The 21,678-nt window shown below is 46.1% G+C and carries 17 protein-coding genes; 10 read left to right on the top strand and 7 right to left on the bottom strand.

Going from position 1 to position 21,678, the window contains the following annotated elements; translation table 11 throughout:
* Window position 1: 1 nt before the first annotated feature.
* The 4 genes from HNP76_RS06620 to HNP76_RS06605 form a co-directional block, all read right to left on the bottom strand.
* Window positions 2–2,533 carry a TonB-dependent receptor plug domain-containing protein gene (locus HNP76_RS06620; RefSeq protein ID WP_184658766.1) on the bottom strand — a complete coding sequence of 844 codons (2,532 nt, stop codon included), beginning with the start codon at window positions 2,531–2,533 and terminating at the stop codon, window positions 2–4.
* Window positions 2,534–2,604: 71 nt separating this feature from the next.
* Window positions 2,605–4,941: a caspase family protein gene (locus HNP76_RS06615; protein ID WP_184658764.1), complete on the bottom strand. Its 2,337-nt coding sequence runs from the start codon at window positions 4,939–4,941 to the stop codon at window positions 2,605–2,607.
* Window positions 4,942–4,965: 24 nt separating this feature from the next.
* Window positions 4,966–5,724 (bottom strand): hypothetical protein, encoded by a 759-nt coding sequence (locus tag HNP76_RS06610; protein WP_184658762.1) that lies wholly within the window; start codon window positions 5,722–5,724, stop codon window positions 4,966–4,968.
* On the bottom strand, window positions 5,721–6,224 hold the full coding sequence (locus HNP76_RS06605) for an RNA polymerase sigma factor (protein WP_184658760.1): 504 nt from the start codon (window positions 6,222–6,224) through the stop codon (window positions 5,721–5,723). Before HNP76_RS06605 ends, HNP76_RS06610 begins: the two co-directional genes overlap by 4 nt.
* An 89-nt stretch (window positions 6,225–6,313) precedes the next feature.
* On the opposite strand from HNP76_RS06605, the gene HNP76_RS06600 reads away from it, so the two are divergent.
* Window positions 6,314–7,207, top strand: coding sequence for a prephenate dehydrogenase (locus HNP76_RS06600; RefSeq protein ID WP_184658758.1), 894 nt, complete (start codon window positions 6,314–6,316; stop codon window positions 7,205–7,207).
* Between the two features lie 47 nt (window positions 7,208–7,254).
* Entirely contained in the window at window positions 7,255–7,788 is a 534-nt protein-coding gene (locus HNP76_RS06595; protein ID WP_184658756.1) for an adenine phosphoribosyltransferase, read from the top strand.
* A 75-nt stretch (window positions 7,789–7,863) separates the two neighbouring features.
* Here the strand turns inward: HNP76_RS06595 and eda are convergent, their stop codons facing one another.
* Entirely contained in the window at window positions 7,864–8,832 is a 969-nt protein-coding gene (gene eda, locus HNP76_RS06590) for a bifunctional 4-hydroxy-2-oxoglutarate aldolase/2-dehydro-3-deoxy-phosphogluconate aldolase (protein ID WP_184658754.1), read from the bottom strand.
* 213 nt (window positions 8,833–9,045) lie between these two features.
* Window positions 9,046–11,328, bottom strand: a complete 2,283-nt coding sequence (locus HNP76_RS06585; RefSeq protein WP_184658752.1) for a glycoside hydrolase family 3 C-terminal domain-containing protein — start codon at window positions 11,326–11,328, stop codon at window positions 9,046–9,048.
* A gap of 176 nt (window positions 11,329–11,504) precedes the next feature.
* Between HNP76_RS06585 and HNP76_RS06580 the strand changes: the two genes are divergently transcribed.
* From HNP76_RS06580 to HNP76_RS06545, 8 genes are all read left to right on the top strand, one after another.
* Complete coding sequence (locus HNP76_RS06580; RefSeq protein WP_184658750.1) at window positions 11,505–12,098, top strand: TetR/AcrR family transcriptional regulator; 594 nt, start codon at window positions 11,505–11,507, stop codon at window positions 12,096–12,098.
* Between the two features lie 26 nt (window positions 12,099–12,124).
* Window positions 12,125–12,763, top strand: a complete 639-nt coding sequence (locus HNP76_RS06575; protein ID WP_184658748.1) for a DUF2271 domain-containing protein — start codon at window positions 12,125–12,127, stop codon at window positions 12,761–12,763.
* 23 nt (window positions 12,764–12,786) lie between these two features.
* The gene (locus HNP76_RS06570; RefSeq protein WP_184658746.1) at window positions 12,787–13,764 is read left to right on the top strand and encodes a hypothetical protein; all 978 of its coding nucleotides are present in this window, start codon (window positions 12,787–12,789) and stop codon (window positions 13,762–13,764) included.
* A 26-nt stretch (window positions 13,765–13,790) separates the two neighbouring features.
* Window positions 13,791–14,363 (top strand): flavodoxin family protein, encoded by a 573-nt coding sequence (locus HNP76_RS06565; RefSeq protein ID WP_184658744.1) that lies wholly within the window; start codon window positions 13,791–13,793, stop codon window positions 14,361–14,363.
* 44 nt (window positions 14,364–14,407) lie between these two features.
* Window positions 14,408–15,316, top strand: a complete 909-nt coding sequence (locus tag HNP76_RS06560) for an alpha/beta hydrolase (protein WP_184658742.1) — start codon at window positions 14,408–14,410, stop codon at window positions 15,314–15,316.
* Between the two features lie 73 nt (window positions 15,317–15,389).
* Window positions 15,390–17,930 (top strand): leucine--tRNA ligase, encoded by a 2,541-nt coding sequence (gene leuS / locus HNP76_RS06555; RefSeq protein ID WP_184658740.1) that lies wholly within the window; start codon window positions 15,390–15,392, stop codon window positions 17,928–17,930.
* Between the two features lie 278 nt (window positions 17,931–18,208).
* Window positions 18,209–20,413 (top strand): methyl-accepting chemotaxis protein, encoded by a 2,205-nt coding sequence (locus HNP76_RS06550; protein ID WP_184658737.1) that lies wholly within the window; start codon window positions 18,209–18,211, stop codon window positions 20,411–20,413.
* Window positions 20,414–20,427: 14 nt separating this feature from the next.
* On the top strand, window positions 20,428–21,003 hold the full coding sequence (locus HNP76_RS06545; RefSeq protein ID WP_184658734.1) for a hypothetical protein: 576 nt from the start codon (window positions 20,428–20,430) through the stop codon (window positions 21,001–21,003).
* Window positions 21,004–21,006: 3 nt separating this feature from the next.
* Here the strand turns inward: HNP76_RS06545 and HNP76_RS06540 are convergent, their stop codons facing one another.
* A complete protein-coding gene (locus tag HNP76_RS06540; RefSeq protein ID WP_184658732.1) occupies window positions 21,007–21,633 on the bottom strand; it encodes a glucosaminidase domain-containing protein in 627 nt (208 codons plus the stop codon).
* Window positions 21,634–21,678 lie beyond the last annotated feature (45 nt).

Raw genomic sequence — 21,678 nt, 5'->3', positions numbered from 1 at the left:
TTTAGAACTTTACTTTCATGCCGACCGACGGAATCGGGATTCCCATGTTGAAATCAGCAGATTCTGCAACATCGCTCATTTCGCCTGTGTATTTGTTGAATGATTTGTCGCCTTTTGGTGAATAGAGATTTACAAATACATCCTGGAGCGCGAAATAGAATTCCCATGAAGTCTTGTCGTTGTTTGATTTCCACTCGTAAGCAATTCGCAAGTCAATCGGGCATGAAATCTGATTTCGCAAAGTATCGCTGTAGAATGAGCTTCGTGTGTAACGCTGGATAACAGTTCCGTCATCCAATCTTGCGGCATAGCATCCAACATCGCCAACTTTGTCCTTTGGTGCACCGGTCGCAAGAGTGCCTTTTACCGTGAAAGTCCAGTTTTTTCTAAAATGCCAGTTTGATACGAGATTCAATGTGTGGAATCTGTGGTAGCGCGGATAATACCATTCATCAAGAGGATCGCCGTACATTGAGTTCGGAGCATAAACGCCGCTCTTGATTCCAGCCGGATTTTTCATTCTTGCCCAGCTGAATGAGTAAGAAAGATAACCGTCCCATGCTCCGCCAGCCTTTTTCTCAATCATCGAATCAATTCCGAATACATGGCCCTTTCCGTTTGAATCGGCACGAATTGCAACGTCCTGGAAGTTGCTGCTGGCATCCGTAGAAGAATATGCATAGATTCGAGAAAGGTAGTAGCGGTAGTAAGACTCAAGCTTGAAATTCCAGCCGCTTTTCAAATCAACGTTTGTGCCAAGGACACTGAAAATTGCCCGGTTCGAATGCATCTCAAAGCTTTCAAGTCCCATGTCCTTTGTGAAAATCATTGTTTCGCGAGGGATTGAAACGAAGAGGCCTGAGCCCGCCGTGAATGAAACCTTGTCAAAGAGGCTGGTATTTCTCCACGGAGTATAGGTGACCGAAGCACGCGGGCAGACATCAGGAATGAAATTCATGGTATAGTCGTCGCCGCTGTTCCTCAGGCTGATGAATTCACCGCGCACGCCAAGTTCAGACTGGATCAAATCATTGTCGTTGCCGAAAGTCCAGCAGAGGAAGGCCGCGTGATCATAAATACAGTTTCCGTCACTTACGCTTGAATAATCCACCCGCCTGAAAAGATTTGTGCCATTGATTTCGATGTCAGTCCAGCCGTTCTGCTTTTCAGTAGTTTTTGCAGTTGAGAAAGTTTCTTCAACTCCGACGCAGAGGTGATTTCTCTCAGTCAGCTCGATTTCTGACTCAAGTCGTCCTGAAACAAGGTGATTGTCAATTTTTTCAGTAATCTGTGACTTCAATTCAGGAATATTGTATGAGCCTCCGTTTTTTACACCCGGGAAGGCAGAACCGTACTTGCTTACGAATTCATCGTTGTACTTGATCGAGCCGCTTTCCGTAACGTTCATGTCCATATCCTCAAACATTCCGTTGTAGGCGAAATTTCCGTGGAAAAGCAATTTATCGTTCGCAAGATATTTTACGTTGATGCCGCCAAGTGCCTGATAAATGTCGTAATCCATAATTGCCTTTGTTTTCAGTCCGTCTTTTTCTTCAGTCTGATTCATTTCAAGGCCGTCACTTCCGAAGAAGCCGATTACAGAAACAAAAAGCTCAGGAGTCGGTGTAAGGTTTGTCTTCATGAAGACATCGCGGATGTATGGAGCCCGCTTGATTGAATCAAGGTCGCTGCTGCCCATTTTCTTGAAGGCCCAGACGACAGGATCAAGATAGCTGACATGAGCTCCGAGAAGCATTCCGCCCACATCCTTGCCAAAAGGAATCTGGGCAAAGGCATCGGCACAGGTCGTTGAATATCCTGCATTTAAGTGGAAATTTTCATAGTCAGGTGTAATTGTCGTTGCTTCAAGAAGACCTGCGCTGGCACGGCCATACTTTGCAGAAAATACGCCGTTTGAAAGCTTGATTGTGTCAGTCATTGACGGATTGAAGATTGAAACTCCACCGCCCCAGTGCCAAGGGAAGATTGTGTACATTCCGTCGAGCAGGCAGGCTGCTTCTCTTGGATCACCTCCACGGATTGAAGGCTCGCTGCCCCAGGCTCCGCTGAAAGAAACTCCTGGCAAAGTGCGGATTGAAGCCATACAGTCCTCTGCGATACCGATGTTCGCCGTCGTGTGCATCTGCTCTTTTGACATTACTGTCGCAACACCGATTTTTTCCTCTTTTTTCTCAGGAGCCGCACGGTTTACGACAAGTTCCTTACCCTCGATTACGTCAGCGATGCTCATATAGATTGTCAGGCTCTCGTCTGTAGAAGAAAATTTTACGCTGCCATCGCGGTAGCCGGGGAATTTTGCCTTGACGGATCCGGAAGTAACTGAATCAGGAATAGAAAGAAGGACATTTCCGTCCTCGTCGGCAATTTCTGTGATTTTGGGGTCGGACTCTAAAGATACTTTTGCTCCCTCAAGCGGGAAATCCAAATCTTTGTCCATGACTGTGATTTTCAGCCCGTCTGCGAAAAGAAAGGCAGCTGAAAATGCAATGATTAATGTGACAATTTTTTTCATTTTGATAACCTCGTTGCTTATTAGACACCCGAGGTCATCAAAACTGTTACTTTTTTTTACATCAGATTTTTTTAGTTGACTGAAAAACGGACGCCGAAATCGATTTCCGGGTAGAGTTTCATGTCACTGGCATCGATTTTGAGCTTGTTTTCGGTGTGCTCAAAGGCTTCGGCATTTTTTTCGTATTCAATTGCAAACAATATGCCGCCGAAAAACTGAAGATGCTGAAGCGGCGTAAATCCGATTGAAAAGCGTACTGACGGGAAGAAATGAGTCTTGTACTCAAAAACGTCGTCCTCATCATCGCCTTTTGCCCGGGCTTCTGCCTTTTCTTTTTCGATAGTAGCATCATCCTTTTTGGCAGTTACGAAATTTGCCAGCCATTCAACATCGAAATTGAATTTGTCCACACAGAGGCGGCTGCCAAGTCCTGCGATATAAAAGGCGTCCTTTTCCTCATCAATCCATTTTCCGAAAGCATTTTCGCGTGCGACAGATGCACCCAGAACAGTGTAGAGGCTTTTTGCTCCCGAATTGAGGGTGTAGCGCAAGTTGTCATTTGAAGTATAGGAAAGGCCGAATTCAAGAATGCCGTTTTTCGAGATATTCAAAAGGCCCAGCTGAACTCCATTGTATTCGCCAGCGATATTGACCACGCCAATCTGAACCAGTCCGTCAGGAGAATCTTTCGCAATGTTTACGACTCCGGACAACTGACAGCCACGGAAATTCCCGGCATAGTTGGCGATACCTGCAAGCTGGAAGCCCTCAAAGTCATCGGCCTTATTCAAGATGCCGGCTGCCTGAAAGCCCCTGGTCTTTTTTGCCACGTTGAAGATGCCCGCCGCCTGCATACCGGTCAAATCATGGGAAACGTTAAAGATTCCTGCGGCCTGTAAGCCCTCTACATCATGGGCGCTGTCAAAAATTCCTGCCGCCTGCAAGCCCATCATGTCTTTCGTAACGTTGAAGATTCCGCTCGCCTGAACGCCTTTTAAATTTTCCGCCTGATTAAAAATTGACGTGTACTGAAGACCCTCAACATAAGCCGCGCGGTTGGCAAAATAGCTGAACTGAAGGCCACGCATATAGTCAGCCTCGTTGAGGCCAAATGCCAGCATGGCTCCGTTTGCCTTGTAAACTTTTGAGTGCAATAAGCCCAGAGAAAATGAAGTCACTACCCTTTTGTTGTAACCCCTTGAAAGTTCATTGTTAATCAGGGAGAACTCAACAGGAACATAGACTTCCTCTTCCGACAAATCCAGATGGAAGCCGATTATATCATCAGCAAGAGAGCTTTCTTCATCGTCCTTAGATTTTTTATCCGCAGGATTTTCTCCACGGAGACGGTGAAAGGCGGCCGCAACCGGCATCAATGAATTTGGTGAAAGCTCGTAGATTTTTCCTGAATTAAGCTGGAAGGAGCCCTGCAAAGTCGCACCCTTTCCGATCAAGGTTGCCCCGTACTCGCCTTTTTCAAGAGCCAGGTAAAGGGGATTGTCATTCAGCTTGTTGATTTCAGAAACCAGCTTGCCGTTTTTGTCGCGGAGAATCAGCCGGCCCTTCAAATCAGGAGTCAGCATTACGATACTGTCAGAATTTGAAATATCCGAAAGAACCAGGTCGCCTGAACCTACAAGAGTGATGTTATAGTTTGGATGCTGGGGACCAACCGTGCTGTTCTCAGTTTTTGAAAGAGTCTCGCTAAAGGCATATGAATAAAGCTCGTTCAAAGTGACTTTTTTATCGCCTGAACTGTCAGCAGCACCACGCAAGCCTGTGAGCATTGCATTGGTAAAGAAGGAAGAGCCGATTTCGTCTGATTCCTGGGAAAATTCCTGGGAAGAGCTTGAAGAAAGATAGGCATGGCCCTTTACGACAGCTGAATCATCAACGAGGAAGGGCTTTTGCTTTTGGCCGCCCTTGGTTCGGATGAAATTTCCTGAATAGCATGAATCAAGGATAACGACGTGAACGTCACTTGGAACATTTGTAATGGCCGCCTTTAATTCTGAATATGAATAGCTTGATTTTCCCAGCAGCAGGGCACTTTCATCAGAATGTCCTGAATAATAGAAGAGAAATTCAGAGCGCTTTGACTTATGCTTGTTGGCGTTTATCATTGAAGATACTGACTCCATGGCATCGTCCAAATCAGAGCGGGTCGGATCGAGCAGGAGGATTCCGTTGGTCTGAGGAATGCCGCCAATCTCGGACATTGTTTTCTTGAAGGCAATGGCGTCTGTTCCGGCATACAAAAGCCTCTGGTGCTCCTTGCCGCCATTATTTGAGCCGATGAAAATCGCATAACGCTCTACACCTGAAGCCGAGTTTTCATTATTCTGGGCAAAAAGTGAAGATGAAACGAATATAGTCAGTGCTGTCAGGGCAATTTTCAATTTTTTCATTTTGGAATTCTCCCCTACCTTTTGTTATTTTTTGTTCAGGACGAAAATTGAGCCGTCACAACCTTTTGGAAGATATGAACCTTTTTTGAGGAAGTCCACGCTGTATGAATCTTTATTGATTTTTTCGATATTGGACAAATCAAATTCATTTTTTGAGGCCACGAAGATAAAGCACTCGTAGTCAGGAGCATTATCAAGCGAGTATGAAAATGGAAGGGGCACTTCTTCGCCGGTTTTCTCAAGTTTCTGAGCCTTCCATGAATTTTCCGGGTAGTGGCGTGTGACGTTTCCGTTTCCATCCACGCTGAAAATAAGGCCGTAATTGTAAAGGCCAGGCGTATATGTAATCTGAATCAAATCGTTTTCAGAAGCCGCTTCCCCGTTTTTGAGGATAATCGCTTCGTTGCCGCTCTGACGGTAAAGCTTAATCTGATGGTGACCATTTCCCTTGATTCTTACAAGACCTGATTCATCTGCGCCAGAAAAATTCCTGATGACGAGGGGGCTGGCCAGGGCCAGGGCAAGCATGGCAGCCAGAGAAAACTTCCAGACAGGAGCCGGAGCCTTTTTTGCAGGCTGGCTGACCTTGTTTTTTTCGGCAAAGGCCTTTTCAATGATTTTATCCTGCATCTCGTCAGCCGGATACATTGCCAGAATTTGCTCGTTTGACTCCCGAAGTTCTGCAAGAGCAGCCTGGAGTTCTTCCTTTCCATATTTTTCGTAGTAGTCTTTTTCTTTTTTCTCACCAAGGAGAATTTCTTCTAATAACAACTGTGGAATCATATACGCCCCCTGTTCAAATAATTCATGGAATACTTTTTTAACTCGGCAATTCTTTTGCGGACCCCTGATACAGACATTCCCACTTGCCCGGCGGTCTCTTCAAGCGTGAGTCCGTCAACAAAATGAATCGTCGCTATTAGCGCGTCTTTTGAATCCCGGCCTGCAAAAATGTTTTCAAGAATAATTCCCGCCTCGATTTTGTCGCGTTCAATTTCTGAAAAATCGTCCGCTATCGTTTCGGAAATGATCTCGAAATCAGGACCTGCACGCAATTTGTCTGACCTGATTTTGTTAAGGCAAATTCTTGTCGCCGTCACATAAAAAAGGCTGGCACAGGCATCTTTGATTTTGCATTTGCTGTCAAGAATACGAAGAAAGACATCCTGCATGGCATCGAGGGCTTTTTCCTCATCCTTAAGGATTGCCCGGCATCGCCTCAAGACCATGGGACCGTACTTTTGATACAGTTCAGCAAAATCACGGTTAGTTAAAGTCTTCATTGCTGTAAATAACTCCGTTAATTATTAGACACTTTACATTAGCATATTTGTCACTTTTTTTTAATGGAATTTTATGATATAATTTGAACATGGAATTAAAAAAAGCGACTTATGGAATAGTCGGACTGGGCATCATGGGCGGCTCTTTCGCCAAGTCCATCCGTCAGAATATCTTGAGCCAGGCAGGAAGCTCCGGCAAAGTTCTTGTCTGTAACCGAAGCACAGCCTGTCTTTCCCAAGCACAAAGCGAAGGCGTTGCCGACCAGACCTTTACCAGCGACAGGGTTGCAGAAATGCTCCCCCTCTGCGACGTCGTTTTCGTCTGCCTCTACCCTCACGCCACCATTGACTTCATGAAGGAGCACCGAGACCACTTCAAAGCCGGCGCCATCGTCACGGACATTTCAGGGGTAAAGGGCATCTTTGAAAAATCCATGCCGGAAATTCTCCGCCCGGACGTTGACTTCATCATCGGTCACCCAATGGCTGGCGGTGAAAAGGAAGGCTATGCCAATTCCGATGCAAAATTTTTCGTAAACCACAACTACATCCTCTGTCCGTCGAGCTTCAACAAGGCAGAAAACCTTGACTTCATGCGCAGCCTGGTTGCAGAAATGGGCTTCACCCGCATCACAGAAACTTCATGCGATACCCACGACTATAAAATCGGCTTCACAAGCCAGCTCTGCCACGTTATCGCCAGCGCCCTTGTCGAGAGTGCCGAAGACCCTGAAATCACGGCTTTTGGCGGCGGTTCTTTCGAAGACCTCACCCGAATCGCAATGATTAACGCTCCCCTCTGGACTGAGCTTTTCATTTCCAACAAGGAAAAACTTGTTTCCCACATCGAAAATTTCGAAAAGCAGCTTGAACGCTTCAAAAAATACATCACAGAAGAAGATTCAGAAAGCCTGCGCCAGATGCTCAGCCACACCCGCGAGCAAAGGCTCAAAATGGGAAGCATACGTACTGTAAGGAAATAAAGCCATAAAGTAGACGATAAATGCTGAACGTGATATACTAACTCGTTATGAACAAAGACGAAATCTTGGACAAGGCAATTCGCCGGGTGCCAGACTTTCCAAAGCCTGGCATTCTTTTTTTTGACGTTACCAGCATTCTCACAAACCCGCCGGCTTTCAAGCACACAATCGACCGCATGGTTGAAATTTATTCTGCAAAAAAGCCGGATGCAATTGCAGCAGTTGAGTCACGCGGTTTCCTTTTTGGAGCTCCTTTGGCAGAAAAGCTCGGAATTCCGCTCGTCTTAATCCGCAAAAAGGGCAAGCTCCCAGGCGAAGTTTACAGTGCAAGCTACGCACTTGAATACGGCGAGGCCACAATCGAAGCCCACAAGGCCGATATCGAAAAGGGCAAAAGCTATCTCGTAATCGATGACCTAATCGCAACAGGCGGCACCCTCAATGCCAGCAAAAACCTCATCGAACAGGGCGGCGGCAAAGTTCTGGAGTTCTTCGGAGTAATCGGAATCCCAGAGCTCAACTACGAAAAAGCCCTTTCCCCGGTTCCAGTAACAACTTTGATTGATTTGTCAGAGAAATAAAAAAAGCCCTCGGTTCATCGCCGAGGGTTTCTTGTTTATAGGGTTTCAGCCGCACGAATGCGGCAGAACTGCAAATTATGCGCGTTTGAGGTGGATTGCAAAACCGCCAACTTCTTTGTCGAGGTAAACAACCTTGAGTGGAGAAGCGTTTTCTTTGCCTGTCCATTTTGCTGTTTCCATAACAGGGTTGAATCCATATGGCTTCAAGAATGCGAGGGCGCGCTCTACGTTGTTGCAGACCATTGAAATGTGACCGTGAGTTCCGCGGCCGTTTTCTTTCATGATTTCAACCTGCTCAGAAGCGAAGATTGAAGAGTTGCCGAATTTTGAAGCGAATCCGAAGAGTTCGAACTGTGCTGCGATTTCTTTAGCCTCAGCTTCGTTCTTTGCATTGATTCCCATGTGGTCAATGTGGAAGTTGTGCATTGCCTTTACAGCATCTTTACAAATCTGAGTGATTTCGTCCCATTTTTCGCCCTCGATGAGTGGCTTTTTAACCATCCAGGTTCCGCCCATGCAGAGGATGTTCTTGCGTTTTGCATACTCGCCGACGTTCTCTGTTGTTACGCCGCCAGTTGGCATGAATGTACACTGTGGGAAAGGACCGCCAAAGTCGTCGATGATTTTGTATCCGCCCTTGCGCTCAGCAGGGAAGAGTTTGAGGTGTGTAACGCCCTTGTTGATGCAGGCAGTGATTTCTGACGGATTTGAGATTCCAGGCATTGTCGGAACCTTGTTTTTGATACACCAGTCAACTACGTCCGGGTTGTATCCTGGGCTGACGATGAATTTTGCACCAGCCTTAACTGCTTTTTCAGCCTGCTCAACGTTGAGGACAGTACCTGCACCAACGAGCATGTTTGGTTCAGCCTTAATCATTGCCTCGATAGCCTCAGCTGCACATGCAGTGCGGAAAGTTACCTCAGAAGCAGGAAGTCCGCCCTTTACGAGAGCGTGTGCCAGGTCAGCTGCCTTAGAAGCGTCTTCAATTGCGACAACAGGAATAATACCGATGTCACGGAATGTGTCATAAATATCTGCCATTTCAATAACCTCTTATTGTTAATTCTTTAACTACCATTATAGAAAGAATTCACAAATTTGCTTTGATATAATCCTACCAGTATTTTCAAAAAAATGTCTTTTATATTTATGGCGCAATCAACTGGCTGCGGGTGTTCCGTGGTTCGCTAACGCTCATTGCGGGCAAGCCCGCAACGCTGCGCGCCACTTCATACCCGGCGCGGCATTTACCGGTTACTTTACAGCCTTCTTCAGTTTTTCAACCATTTCCTCGAATTCTTCCTGAGTTGCGTTGTTGCCCATCATCAGAAGGTTTCGGATTGGAAGACCGTCGAACATCTCGTCACGCATTTCCTGAGAAATAGCCTCTTTTGAAGACTCGCCCTCTTCCTGGTCAGAATGAGCCTCGGTAAAGTCGCGCAGAATCTTTGCGGTTCTTTCGTCACGAAGGATGTCGCCTGCACAGGTGTCCGGCGTGATTTCCAGAGGAATCTTCTGGCTTGTCGTAAAGTCAAGAGTCTCGCTCAGGCGGATGTCACGGCTTGAAGCTCCGATAAGAATCTCGTATTTTCCGCTTGCGGCATACCAGTCGTGAATGTCTGTGTTGTACCATGCGAGGCTGCGCTTATCCAGAGTGAATTTGACCTCAGCAGATTTTCCAGCAGCGATGAAGACCTTTTCAAAGCCCTTCAATTCCTTTGCAGGGCGGCTTGCAGAAGCAGTTTTGTCAGAAACATAGAGCTGGACGATTTCCTTTCCGTCAACTTTTCCTGTGTTCTTGACCTTTACTGTAACTTCGACAGTCTCATTGTCAGAGAATGATTTTTTGCTCACTGAAACTGACTCATATTCGAATGTTGTGTAGCTAAGTCCGTGTCCGAAGGGGAAGAGAACCTTCATTTTGCGGGTATCGTAATAGCGGTAGCCCACGAAAATTCCTTCGCCGTAGTTTGTATTTGTCTTGTCGTTTGCAAAGCATGTGAAAGAAGGAGTGTCCTCAAGGCGCAGAGGGAATGTTTCGGCAAGCTTTCCGCTCGGATTTACCTTTCCGAAAATTACGTTTACGACAGCCTCTCCAACTGCCTCACCGCCAAGATAAGCCTCAACGACAGCATTTACCTTTTCAACCCACGGAAGGACGACAGGAGAACCGTTGTGAAGGATGACGATTACACGCTTTCCAAGAGCTGCGATTTTTTCGATAAGCTCGTTCTGCTCTGCCGGCAAATCGAGGTGCTTTCTGTCATAGCCTTCGCTTTCAAAGCTGTCAGGAAGACCTGCGAATACGACGACAGTTTCTGCCTTCTGAGCAAGGGCAAAGGCTTCGTCAATGAGAGCCTTGATTTCAGATTCGCTCTTGCCCCTGTTCTCGCTGAAAAATCCCTTTGCATAGTCAAAGGCGATTCCCTTTTCCTTGAGGGCAGAGATAGCGCTTGTTACGTTCTTTGTGTTGATGTGGCTTGAACCGCCGCCCTGGAATCTTGGTTTTTCCGCAAACTCACCGATAACGGCGATTTTTGAGCCTTCATTGAGAGGGAGCACGCCGTCGTTTTTGAGAAGAACGATTGATTCTTCTTCGATTTCGCGGGCAATCTTGTGGTGCGCCTCAAAGTCGAAGCAGCCTTTCTGGCGGTTGTCTTCAAAATCATATACCCAGCGGAGAATTCGCCTGCATGTTTTGTCCAGAGTCTTTTCAAGCTCAGGATTCTTTTTGACGGCTTCGAGGACCTTTTTGTCGTTTACGCCGCGGCTTGCAGGCATTTCAAGGTCACATCCGGCTTCGAGGGCTCGGACACGGTCGCTTACGGCCCCCCAGTCACTCATTACGAGTCCCTTAAAGCCCCATTCCTGGCGGAGAACCTGATCCAAAAGCCACTTGCACTCGCCTACATATTCACCGTTAATCAGGTTGTAGCTGTGCATGATTGTAGCAGGCTGAGCCTTTTTGACGGCAATTTCAAATGCAGGAAGGTAAATTTCACGCATCGTGCGCTCGTCGCAGTTTGAAGAATTGGTAAGGCGGCGGTATTCCTGATTGTTCAGGGCAAAATGCTTGAGGGAAGTTCCGACCTTCTTTGACTGAACCGCATTGATGTAAGTAGCGGAAAGCTCACCTGCAAGGTAAGGGTCTTCGCTGACATACTCAAAGTTTCGACCGCACAAAGGAGAACGCTTGATGTTGATTGCAGGTCCCAGGATTGTTGAAACGTCTTCTGCCTGACACTCGTCGCCCAGAGTTTCACCGAGTTTTTTAAGCACTTCACGGTCAAAAGAACTTGCCGTAGCACATGCAGCCGGGAAACAAACAGCCTTGATGCTGTCGTTCATGCCCAGATGGTCGCCGGCCAGATCCTGCTTGCGAAGTCCGTGAGGACCGTCACTAACCATGATGTTTGGAACGCCGAGCCGCTCCACAGTTTTTGTATGCCAGAAATCAAGTCCGCTCAAAAGACCGCACTTTTCTTCCAAAGTCATTTTCTTAACAAGTTCTTCAATCTGAGAATCTGAATGTGCCATAAAACGCTCCATGATAAAATTTATTGTGTCAGACAATTATATTGGTGAAATTTTTATAAGGCAAGAAAATTCTTGATATCTGAATAGGTCGATTTTGATATATTTCAGAAATTGTATTGACATTATTATTTAACAGTGTTAAGTTATCAATGTTAAATAATAACGGGAGAAAGAAAATGAGGACTGCAAATCCGAACATAAAGCCGCTCATTAAGGAAAAGACACTGAATCTTCTCATGCACAAAAATCCGGATCAGATTGGAATGCGGGACATAGCAAAAGAATGCCAAATTACCGCAACTTCCATCTACCACTACTACACAGACAAGGACAGGCTTTTTCAGGAAATTTCACTCGACTGCCTTTACGAACTCAACGAAAGAATCAAGGCGGCCTCAAAAAACGGCAGCAGGGCAAGGGAACAGATAAAAAACGCAATCTCCGCTTTCCGGGACTGGAGCTTTGAAAATCCAAGGCGGGCCCTTCTCGTCATGCAGGGAATCAAATCGGCGGACGATGTAAGTCCCCAACTAATAGAAGAATATTACGTCTGCAACCGGACAGGCGAAGAACTTCTAAAAAAAGCCGTCGAAAACGGTGAGGCAAAGTCAGAAAATCCCCGGCTTGACGTTGCCCTGCTTATTTCAGGCTTGTGGGGCTGCACGGAAGCTGTTTTGTTGAAAAAAAGCGACGTTGAATACTGGAAAAAAGGCAGGGAATTCACGGACTCATTCATCGATTTGTGGATGAAGTCAATTTTTAAAAAATAATGCCTTAAATGGCGAAGGAGAATATTATGAAAAAAATTGTATCGGCAGCAGCAGTCTTAATTCTTGGAACATCTGCACTTTTTGCAAGGGAAGTCAAAATTTCAGTTGGAGCCGGAGAAAACTGGAAGGGAAGGCACACGCCACAGTTTGCAGTCTGGCTTGAAGACACTGAAGGAAACTATATCCGCACCCTCTACGTCACCGCAAAGGCAAGTAAAAAAAACTGGATTTTCGCACCATCAGAAGGACGCCCGGAGTCGCTTCCGGTCTGGTATCACGCTTCAAAGCAGGACACTCGCAAGGGAAAGGAAGCTCAAAAAGCAAACGAATTCCTGGGTCTTGATGCGGTGACAAGCGCAACACCAAAAGGCGGAATAATCTTCGAGGATGAAATCGAGGACACATCCTGCATAATAAAGGCGGAATTCAACCTCAGCTTTGACTACAACGAATTCTACACAAAAAAGAATTCAAGCGATAACGGTCAGCCATCAGTCGTATACCAGGCGGAACTCACAGAAGGCGAAAGCGAGGAAGTAAAGCTCAACTTCGCAGGAACAGGCTCTCTTGACGGTTCGGACGGTCAAATCCACAAGGACACGGAAGGACTCACGACAGCGACATCAATCGTAAAGCTCACGGCGGTAACATTTCCCAAGAAATAATTTTTAGCATCAGGAGTTAAAAAATGAAAAAGATTACAAAAATTCTATCAGCAGTTATCGCACTTTCAGGAATTACAGCCTTTGCAGAAGAAGCAGGAAATTTCTCCCCCCTCAAAATGCAGCTTGTTACGGATTTTGCCTATTATCCAGAATCAAATCCAAAAAAAGGAAAAGGCACGACTTTTGCCCCGATAACAGGAGCCTTTGACAACGTCGAGTGCCGCACGACCTTCAATGCAGACTACAAAATCGACACCCCCCTCGGAAAGCACTGGCTTCTTGCAAGCTCAAACGTGATTCTTTCCGGAGCATGTGAGCTTACACCGGTTTCAGTCCGACCTAAAATCAGCGTTGGCTTTCAGCCCCTGCCTTTTTTTGTGGTAAAGGGCGGATCTTCCGTCGGATTCGGCTGGAACTATTTGGGCTTAGGCGGAATCCGTGAATTCAACCAGGGAAAAAGGGAATACGAGGAAATTTCAACATTCAGCCACCCTTATTATGACTTTTGGGGACAGGCAATGCTCATGTTCGACACAGGCGCCATCATCCCCGGAGACTGGAATCATGTCGTAATGCTGGCCACATTCAAGGCTTTCTACTCGTCAATCGCGGGATTTGAAAAAGGAGAGCCTTATGAGTGGCAGTGCAGCAAAAACAAGGTCGGCGGCGCCCAGTACGAAGCAAGCGGTCTTCTCGCATATCAAATGCCGATTGTCCTTTCAATGGCCGGAGTCATGTATGCGGCAGAAGGACACTTTAAAGGAAGCGACTACGGCGATTTTGACAAAAACTATGACGGTTCTTTCGTCACACACTCAGTCACTCCGATTTTCCAGTTTAAACTCGGCGAAAAGGACGAACTTTTCTGCCTCTTCAACTTTTCAAGCCGCCGAAGATTCACGGAAAAGCTTAAAAAGGACGAGGATGCGCTTTTCATGAAAACAGACGGAAGGGAATGGTTCTTCAACCGGATTGCCTTAAGCTGGACCCACAATTTCTAAAGTCAAACACCAATAGGAGAAATGTCATGAATATCCTTATACTGAACGGAAGCCCCCGCAAGCAGGGCAAAATCTCAAGTCTTCTTCATGAGGCGGAAAAAAGCCTTATCGAAAAGGGAAACAGCGTAACTTTCATCGATGTTTCTTCTATTAAATTCAACTTCTGCATAGGATGCATGGCATGCCGGTCAAAGGGCAAATGCATCCTGCCCCAAGATGATGCCCACAAGGTAGCCGAGGAAATCAAAAAATGCGACGGAATCATCGTAGGCACTCCAGTCTACTGGGGCAACATGTCAGGCTCGCTCAAAAGCCTCTTTGACAGAATGGTTGCCGTAATGATGGGAGAATCAAAGTGGGACATACCCGTTCCACTCCACAAAGGAAAAAAGGCCCTAATCATAACATCCTGCACCACTCCCTTTCCATTTAACATTCTTGCCGCCCAGACGACAAAAGCCGAAAAAGCACTCAAGGAAATCTTGGGTTACTCAGGCTTCAAGGTAAGCAAAAAAATCCGCCTGGCAGGCACAAAGGGAATGAAGGAAGTCCCGGCAAAAGCCCTCAAAAAAGCCAGAGAAGCGGCAAATCTTTTCTAATCTCTTCTTGCATAATTCTAATCTCATGGTAGACTTTAAGGGCTATGCAAAAAGAAGAAAATTTGACTTTTGAAGAAAGAATATCCGACATCCGAGCAAAGTGGGCTTCAAGCGACAAAAAGCGGGATTCAAAGCTCAGCGTCCCGGAGGGCTTAAAATGCCACTACGACATTTCATACGGTCCTCACGGAGAAGCAAACCTGCTCGACATATACATGAGCGCAGAAACCTGTGAAAAGCAGGCTGCAATCGTTAACATCCACGGAGGCGCCTGGGTCTACGGAAGCAAGGAAGTCTACAAATTCTACTGCATGTCACTTGCAAAACGGGGTTTTGTCGTCGTCAACATCAACTACCGCTTAGCCCCGGAAAATCTTTTTCCTTCAGCCCTCGAAGACATAAATCAGGCACTTACCTTCATCGAAAAACAGGGCGAAGAATATTTTATCGACAGGGAAAAACTGATTCTTGTGGGAGATTCTGCAGGCGGTCAGCTGGTAAGCCATTATTCCGCAATCTTCACAAATCCTGACTATGCAAAAGAATACGGATTCACGCTACCAAACATAAAAATCAGGGCAGTTGGATTAAACTGCGGACTTTATGATACAAAAAAGGCCGTAATCAATGATTACGACGGAATGTACAAAGTCTGCTTCGAAAAAGATTCTGATTTTACCGACAGGAATTTTCTTTCAAAAATCGACGTCATTTCAAACATCACCTCTGACTTTCCGCCCTCTTTCGTTATGTCGAGCCATGAAGACTTTCTTTTATACGAAGCCCAGCCCATGTACGATTTACTGAAAAGCAAGGGAGTCGAATCAATCCTTAAAATCTACGGCAGCAAGGGAAACCGCAAAATCGGACACGTCTTCCATGTAAACATGAACCTGGCCGAAGCAAAAATCTGCAACGATGACGAATGTGACTTTTTCAGAAGGTTTGTTTAAGGAACAATAATCGACAATATCTTCGAAATTTGATAGAATCCTCTATATTATTTTATAAATTAGAGGCTTTTTCATGTACCCATTTCAGAACATTGAGCCAAAATGGCAGAAGTATTGGGACGAGCATAAGACTTTCCGTGCCGTCGAAGATGAATCAATTCCAAAAGAAAAACGACGCTATGTTCTAGATATGTTCCCATATCCTTCAGGAGCCGGCCTTCATGTAGGTCATCCGGAAGGCTACACCGCAACTGACATCTACTGCCGCTTCTTGCGCATGAAGGGTTACAATGTCCTTCATCCGATGGGATACGACGCTTTCGGTCTTCCTGCAGAAAACTACGCAATCAAGACAGGAACTCACCCTGCAACTACAACAAACGCAAACATCGAGCACTTTACTCAGCAGATTAAAGCCCTCGGTTTCTCTTATGACTGGGACCGCGAAATCCGCACATGTACTCCGGATTACTACAAATGGACTCAGTGGATTTTCCTCCAGCTCTTCAAAAGAGGCCTGGCTTACGAGGCACAGACTCCAATCAACTGGTGTCCTAGCTGTCTCACGGGACTGGCCAACGAGGAAGTAAAGGAAGGTCACTGTGACCGATGTGGCGCCCAGGTTACCCACAAGGTTATCCGCCAGTGGATTTTGAAAATCACAGCTTACGCTGACCGCCTCCTTGAAGACTTGGACGGCTTGGACTGGCCAGAGAGCGTTAAGGCAATGCAGAGAAACTGGATTGGTCGCTCAGAAGGTGCAGAAGTAAACTTCACCGTAGCAGATAAAGACGGAAACCCAACTGACCAGAAGCTCACAGTCTACACAACCCGCTGTGACACTCTCTTCGGTGCTACATACATGGTAATTTCACCAGAGCACAAACTTGTAAAAACACTCACAACAGCTGAACAGAAAGAAGCCGTTGAAAAATACGTTGCCGAGGCAGCAAAAAAATCTGACCTGGAGCGAACTGACCTTGCAAAAGACAAGACTGGCGTTTTCTCAGGAAGCTACGCAATCAACCCTGTAAACGGTAAGCTTATTCCAATCTGGATTGCAGACTACGTTTTGATTTCTTACGGAACTGGTGCAATCATGGCTGTTCCTGCCCACGACACACGCGACTGGGATTTCGCAAAGAAATTCGGCCTTCCAATCATCGAAGTCCTCAAGAGCGAAGTTGACGTTCAGAAACAAGCTTGGACAGAAGACGGAATCCACGTAAACTCAGAATTCCTGGACGGCCTCAACAAAAAAGACGCTATCGCAAAAATGCTTGAATTCCTGGGCGAAAAGGGAATCGGCAAAAAGGCAGTAAACTACAAGCTCCGCGACTGGGTATTCAGCCGCCAGCGATACTGGGGTGAGCCTATTCCTCTAGTTCACTGTCCTGACTGCGGCATCGTTCCAATCCCGGAAGAAGAGCTTCCTCTTGAATTGCCAAACGTCAAAACTTATCAGCCGACAGGTACAGGCGAATCTCCACTGGCAGGAATCGATTCTTGGGTTAACTGCAAGTGTCCTAAATGCGGAAAAGATGCACGCCGCGAGACAAACACAATGCCTCAGTGGGCAGGTTCTTGCTGGTATTACCTCCGCTACATCGACCCGACAAATACAAAATGCTTTGCTGACAAGGCAAAGGAAAGCTACTGGATGCCGGTTGACCTCTACGTTGGTGGTGCTGAGCACGCAGTTTTGCACCTTCTCTATGCACGTTTCTGGCACAAGGTTCTTTACGATTTGGGAGTTGTCTCAACAAAAGAGCCTTTCCAGCGCCTCATCAACCAGGGCATGATTACTTCTTTCGCTTTCCAGAGAAAGAACAAGTCCCTCGTTGCAGTTGACATGGTCGAAGAAAAGGACGGCAAATTCTATTCAACAGAAGACGGCGAAGAGCTTGAGCGCGTAATCGCAAAGATGTCTAAGTCACTCAAGAACGTCGTAAACCCTGACGAAATGATCAAAAACTACGGCGCAGACTCTGTGCGCATGTACGAAATGTTCATGGGACCGCTCACTGTTTCAAAACCTTGGAACACACAGGGCTTGATCGGCGTAAACCGCTTCCTCGATAAAATCTGGACTTTGAGCGACAAGCCGATGACAGACGTCGACATCAAGGGAAAACTCGACAAAGACCTGGCTGCCTTGCGCAAGACTTACGCAAAGACAGTCAAGAAAGTCACAGAGGACACAAACAACCTCGACTTCAACGTTGCAATTTCTCAGATGATGATTTTCGTAAACGAAGCTAGCAAGTTCGATTCACTCCCTCGCGAAATGTGGGAAGGATTCGTTCTCCTGCTTTCACCATACGCTCCTCACTTGGGCGAAGAGCTCTGGGAAAAACTCGGCCACAAGGAAAGCTGTGCTTACGCAAAATGGCCTGAGTTCAGCGAAGAGTTCTGCAAGGACGACACAAAAGAGTTCCCTGTCATGATTAACGGTAAGCTCCGTGCAAAATTCGAAGCCGCCGCAAACACAGACAACGCAACCCTCGAAGCAATGGCAAAAGAAACCGAAGGCTTCAAAAAGTTCACCGAAGGAAAGACAGTTAGTAAAATAATTGTTGTACCGGGCAAATTAGTCAACGTTGTTGTAAAATAATCCAGCGAGAATTTTACGCAAGTAAAATTCTCGTTAGAATGGCGTAGCCATTCATGCAAATTGGTTAACGTCGTCGTAAAATAACAGTTAACCCAAACCATGCGTAAGCATGGTTTGGGTTCCCCCCTTTCATGACAAAAATTTGATATTTTTAGTAAAAATCAACCTTTACAATCTGCAAATTCTATAAGATAATTTTAGTACATTTTATCCACATCTTTAGCGTTTACTTCCCCATTTAAAAATCGTCGTTTTTTATATCTTTTTCTGGAGGAAGAATGAGCAAGCGCAAGTTTTCATTCAAATCAATAAGGATGAGCCTTATCCTTTCGCTGGGTATTGCCATGGTTGTCATTTCACTTTTTATGACATTCATGATTGGCAAGACGGTTCTTAACAGCAACAAAGAGCAGATTACAACAAGTATCGTCACTCTTACTGAAAACAAAAGCAATTCAGTCGAAAAGAAAATGACGGAAATGGTTTATTCTGCCGAGGCTTTTGCAGGTCTCTTGGGCGGTTCATGGGCAATTCCGGAAAAGCAGCGCTCAACTTCAATCGAACAGGAAGTCCGCGCAATGGTCAAATCGTCTACGATTAATTCAGCATGGGCCTACTGGATTCCAAATATGTTCGACCACAAGGACGAAAGACGAGCTGACAGCAAGGACAATCCGACAGGTCAGTTCAAAGTCCACTACATCCGCGACAAAAACGGCCGAATCAAAAACGATATCGTCACTGAATTCACCTCTCAGGAAATAAAAGAATACACTGATGCGGCAATCACCTTCATCAACGAGCCTAGCATCACAACTCTCGACGGAGAGCGAGTCCTCAGTGCAAAAGTTTTCTCACCGATTCAGAACTCTCTGGGCCAGCGCACTGGTATAGCCGGAATCGACATCGTACTTTCAGGCCTTGAAAGCATGATGGACGGATCTTCAATCTACAAAAAGACAAACTGCCAGTTCCTCACTTCAACTGGCGTAGTTCTTGCTTCCAGCGATGGAAGCTCAGTCGGCTCAAAAAGCGGCCTTTTCTCAGATTACAAGGACTTTTTTGAAAGCCGGGATCCAGAAAGCGGAACCTTAGATCCTTCAACAAAGCACTTTACGGCAAAAGTCAATAACACAAACATGTTTATAACTGTCGTTAAGACTCAGGTTGACCGTTCAGGCTCATACTGGTACTTCGTTTCAATCACGCCTCTCAAAGTAATGGACGAAAGCGCCTGGCGCACAATCTGGAACATCGTATTCGCATTTGTACTTCAGATTATCATCGTAATGGCAATCGTTTATCTCGTCGTTTCAAAAATCACCAATCCACTCAAAACTACGGTAAACGCCCTTCAGAACATCAGCGAGGGCGACGGTGACATGACGGTACGCCTGCACTCAAATCAGGCCAACGAAATCGGAGCCATGTGCGAAAGCTTCAACAAAACGATGGACAAACTTTCTTCTTCTATTAAAGAAGCCAAGGATTCAAGCGCAGAAATGCACGGAATCGGTAACGAGCTCAATGACTCAATGGCCCAGACTTCAATGGCCGTCACTGACATCACTTCAAGCATTCAGTCAATCCAGAATCAGATGCAGGAACATGCGGCTGGTGTTGAGGAAGCCCGCTCAGTCGTCGAGCAGATTGTAAAGAACATCAAAAAGCTCAACGAGAATATCGAAGTTCAGGCTTCAAGCGTAAATGATTCTTCTGCGGCAGTCGAGGAAATGACGGCAAACATCCGAAACGTAACGACAATCCTCGAAAACAACCGCCAGTCAATCACCTCTCTGGAGCAGGCTTCTGAATCCGGTCAGGCCCTCATCAACAACACGGCAGACCTTTCCGCAAAAATTCAGGCCCGCTCAAAGAATTTGCAGGAAGCATCTATCGTAATCAAAAAGATTGCTAGCCAGACCAACCTTCTTGCAATGAATGCGGCTATCGAAGCGGCACATGCTGGTGACAGCGGTCAGGGCTTTGCAGTCGTAGCTGGTGAAATTCGAAAACTTGCCGAAGAATCAAGTTCTCAGGGTACAAAAATCCAGAATGAGCTTATGGAAGTTTCAAACCTCATCGATGAAGTCACAAAATCAACAAAGACGGTTCAGGACCAGTTCAACAGCATCTTCGGGCTTACAAAAACAGTCAGCGAGCAGGAACACGTAATCGTCGAGGCAATGAAGGAACAGAACAAGGGAAGCGAACAGGTTCTCGACCTCATCCACACAATCAACACCATCACAGGCAGCGTCAAGAACGACTCAGACCAGATGATGGAAGGCAGCAGACAGGTTTCTTTCGAAATGGATTCAATCGCAAACATGACTACGGACGTCAATACAAACGTAAAGAACATGACGGAAAAGACTGATGCGATCGGCGAATTCTCAAAGAAGGCCCAGCATTGTGTAGAAATGAACGTAAACAGCATTGCAAAACTTCAGGAAGCAATGAACAAGTTCAAGGTTGAGTAGACGGAGGCGATTTTATGAAAAAATTATTTCTTGGCATGACTATACTGGCTCTTTGTGCTTTTTCGGCATTTTCTCAGGTAAATGTGGAACTTCCGAAAGGCCCGGTAGAGCTTTTTGACGGATTTGAAAAGGGAAATTACTGGATTTGGGCAGGATTTGACTATGACCAGTACGGCCCCCACAAAATTTCCAACGGAGCTAACCTCTCGATGGACTGGGCTTCAGAAGGACGCCACTCCCTTGAGCTCACGATGGAAGCCATGGGGCCTGGTTCATCAAAATCAGCCTCATGGTTTTATGACGGCACAAACGATTTGAGCGGTACAAAATATCTGGCCGTGGACATCTACAATCCGGAAGACTACACCTACAACATTTACGCTGTCCTGCAGGCAACGAATGAATGGAAGTGGTGCCAGCCGCCTCAGAGCTACCAGCTTGGAAAGGGAGTCCACACAGTCGTTTACGATTTCCGTGAATTCACAAGTTTTCTGAGCGACGTCCGCCGAATTTCAATAAACTGCGACAACTGGATGGAATACAACAAGGAATCGCACATTTATATCGATAACATCCGGCTGATTAAATAAAAATTAGAATCCACCAAGCTCGCTCAGAAGTGCGTCCAGTTTGATTCCATAATCCGGGTCTGTAGCCCAGTTTTTGGCAAGGTCGTGGACGGTATGGGCGAGCTTTACTTTATGTGGCCAGCTGTATCGCGGGTCAACAAGTTCCTGATTCAATTCAACATCAACCGTAGTGGCATAGGCCTGCAAGTGCTGGATATGGGCACGCACGCCAATCTGCTCGCTTTCAAAATATTCTCCGGGGTGCTCAGCATCCATTGCCCCCAGTCCGCAAAAATTATTCATTTCAGGCAGAACAAGATTTCCAAAACCCAGAAAGCCTGTCTCATGGCACATCTGAACAAAGGCCACATCCGAATTGATTCCTTCGATTGCGGCTTCCTCAATGTAAAAGCCCGCCAGTCTCTCAACTTTTTCTTTATCCGAATCAGGCTTGTGGTTCATGAAGAATTTTACAAGCTGCTCCTGATTCTTGATTCCGCTTCCCAAAAGTTCACGCGAACATTCTTCCCGGACAGGGGGAGTCACGCAGGAAAAGAAAACTGAAGAAATGAGGGCCAATCCCAAAAAGATGGAAAAAGCCCTCTTAAAGCATAAAGCCTTACCTTGATTTTTAAAAATTGATTTTTCCATGCTCAAATTATCGGCTTTTCAAAAAAATTTGTGATTTTTTTCATT

The organism is Treponema ruminis, assembly GCF_014201975.1.
GTDB lineage: Bacteria > Spirochaetota > Spirochaetia > Treponematales > Treponemataceae > Treponema_D > Treponema_D ruminis.
Note: the sequence above shows the minus strand (reverse complement) of the source record. Positions and strands in the feature narration are given on the sequence as shown.

What these genes read in the sequence shown, in the direction of transcription:
- HNP76_RS06620 (WP_184658766.1), bottom strand. Translation starts at nt 2,533, where the DNA reads ATGAAAAAAATTGTCACATTAATCATTGCATTTTCAGCTGCCTTTCTT.
- HNP76_RS06615 (WP_184658764.1), bottom strand. Translation starts at nt 4,941, where the DNA reads ATGAAAAAATTGAAAATTGCCCTGACAGCACTGACTATATTCGTTTCA.
- HNP76_RS06610 (WP_184658762.1), bottom strand. Translation starts at nt 5,724, where the DNA reads ATGATTCCACAGTTGTTATTAGAAGAAATTCTCCTTGGTGAGAAAAAA.
- HNP76_RS06605 (WP_184658760.1), bottom strand. Translation starts at nt 6,224, where the DNA reads ATGAAGACTTTAACTAACCGTGATTTTGCTGAACTGTATCAAAAGTAC.
- HNP76_RS06600 (WP_184658758.1), top strand. Translation starts at nt 6,314, where the DNA reads ATGGAATTAAAAAAAGCGACTTATGGAATAGTCGGACTGGGCATCATG.
- HNP76_RS06595 (WP_184658756.1), top strand. Translation starts at nt 7,255, where the DNA reads ATGAACAAAGACGAAATCTTGGACAAGGCAATTCGCCGGGTGCCAGAC.
- eda (WP_184658754.1), bottom strand. Translation starts at nt 8,832, where the DNA reads ATGGCAGATATTTATGACACATTCCGTGACATCGGTATTATTCCTGTT.
- HNP76_RS06585 (WP_184658752.1), bottom strand. Translation starts at nt 11,328, where the DNA reads ATGGCACATTCAGATTCTCAGATTGAAGAACTTGTTAAGAAAATGACT.
- HNP76_RS06580 (WP_184658750.1), top strand. Translation starts at nt 11,505, where the DNA reads ATGAGGACTGCAAATCCGAACATAAAGCCGCTCATTAAGGAAAAGACA.
- HNP76_RS06575 (WP_184658748.1), top strand. Translation starts at nt 12,125, where the DNA reads ATGAAAAAAATTGTATCGGCAGCAGCAGTCTTAATTCTTGGAACATCT.
- HNP76_RS06570 (WP_184658746.1), top strand. Translation starts at nt 12,787, where the DNA reads ATGAAAAAGATTACAAAAATTCTATCAGCAGTTATCGCACTTTCAGGA.
- HNP76_RS06565 (WP_184658744.1), top strand. Translation starts at nt 13,791, where the DNA reads ATGAATATCCTTATACTGAACGGAAGCCCCCGCAAGCAGGGCAAAATC.
- HNP76_RS06560 (WP_184658742.1), top strand. Translation starts at nt 14,408, where the DNA reads ATGCAAAAAGAAGAAAATTTGACTTTTGAAGAAAGAATATCCGACATC.
- leuS (WP_184658740.1), top strand. Translation starts at nt 15,390, where the DNA reads ATGTACCCATTTCAGAACATTGAGCCAAAATGGCAGAAGTATTGGGAC.
- HNP76_RS06550 (WP_184658737.1), top strand. Translation starts at nt 18,209, where the DNA reads ATGAGCAAGCGCAAGTTTTCATTCAAATCAATAAGGATGAGCCTTATC.
- HNP76_RS06545 (WP_184658734.1), top strand. Translation starts at nt 20,428, where the DNA reads ATGAAAAAATTATTTCTTGGCATGACTATACTGGCTCTTTGTGCTTTT.
- HNP76_RS06540 (WP_184658732.1), bottom strand. Translation starts at nt 21,633, where the DNA reads ATGGAAAAATCAATTTTTAAAAATCAAGGTAAGGCTTTATGCTTTAAG.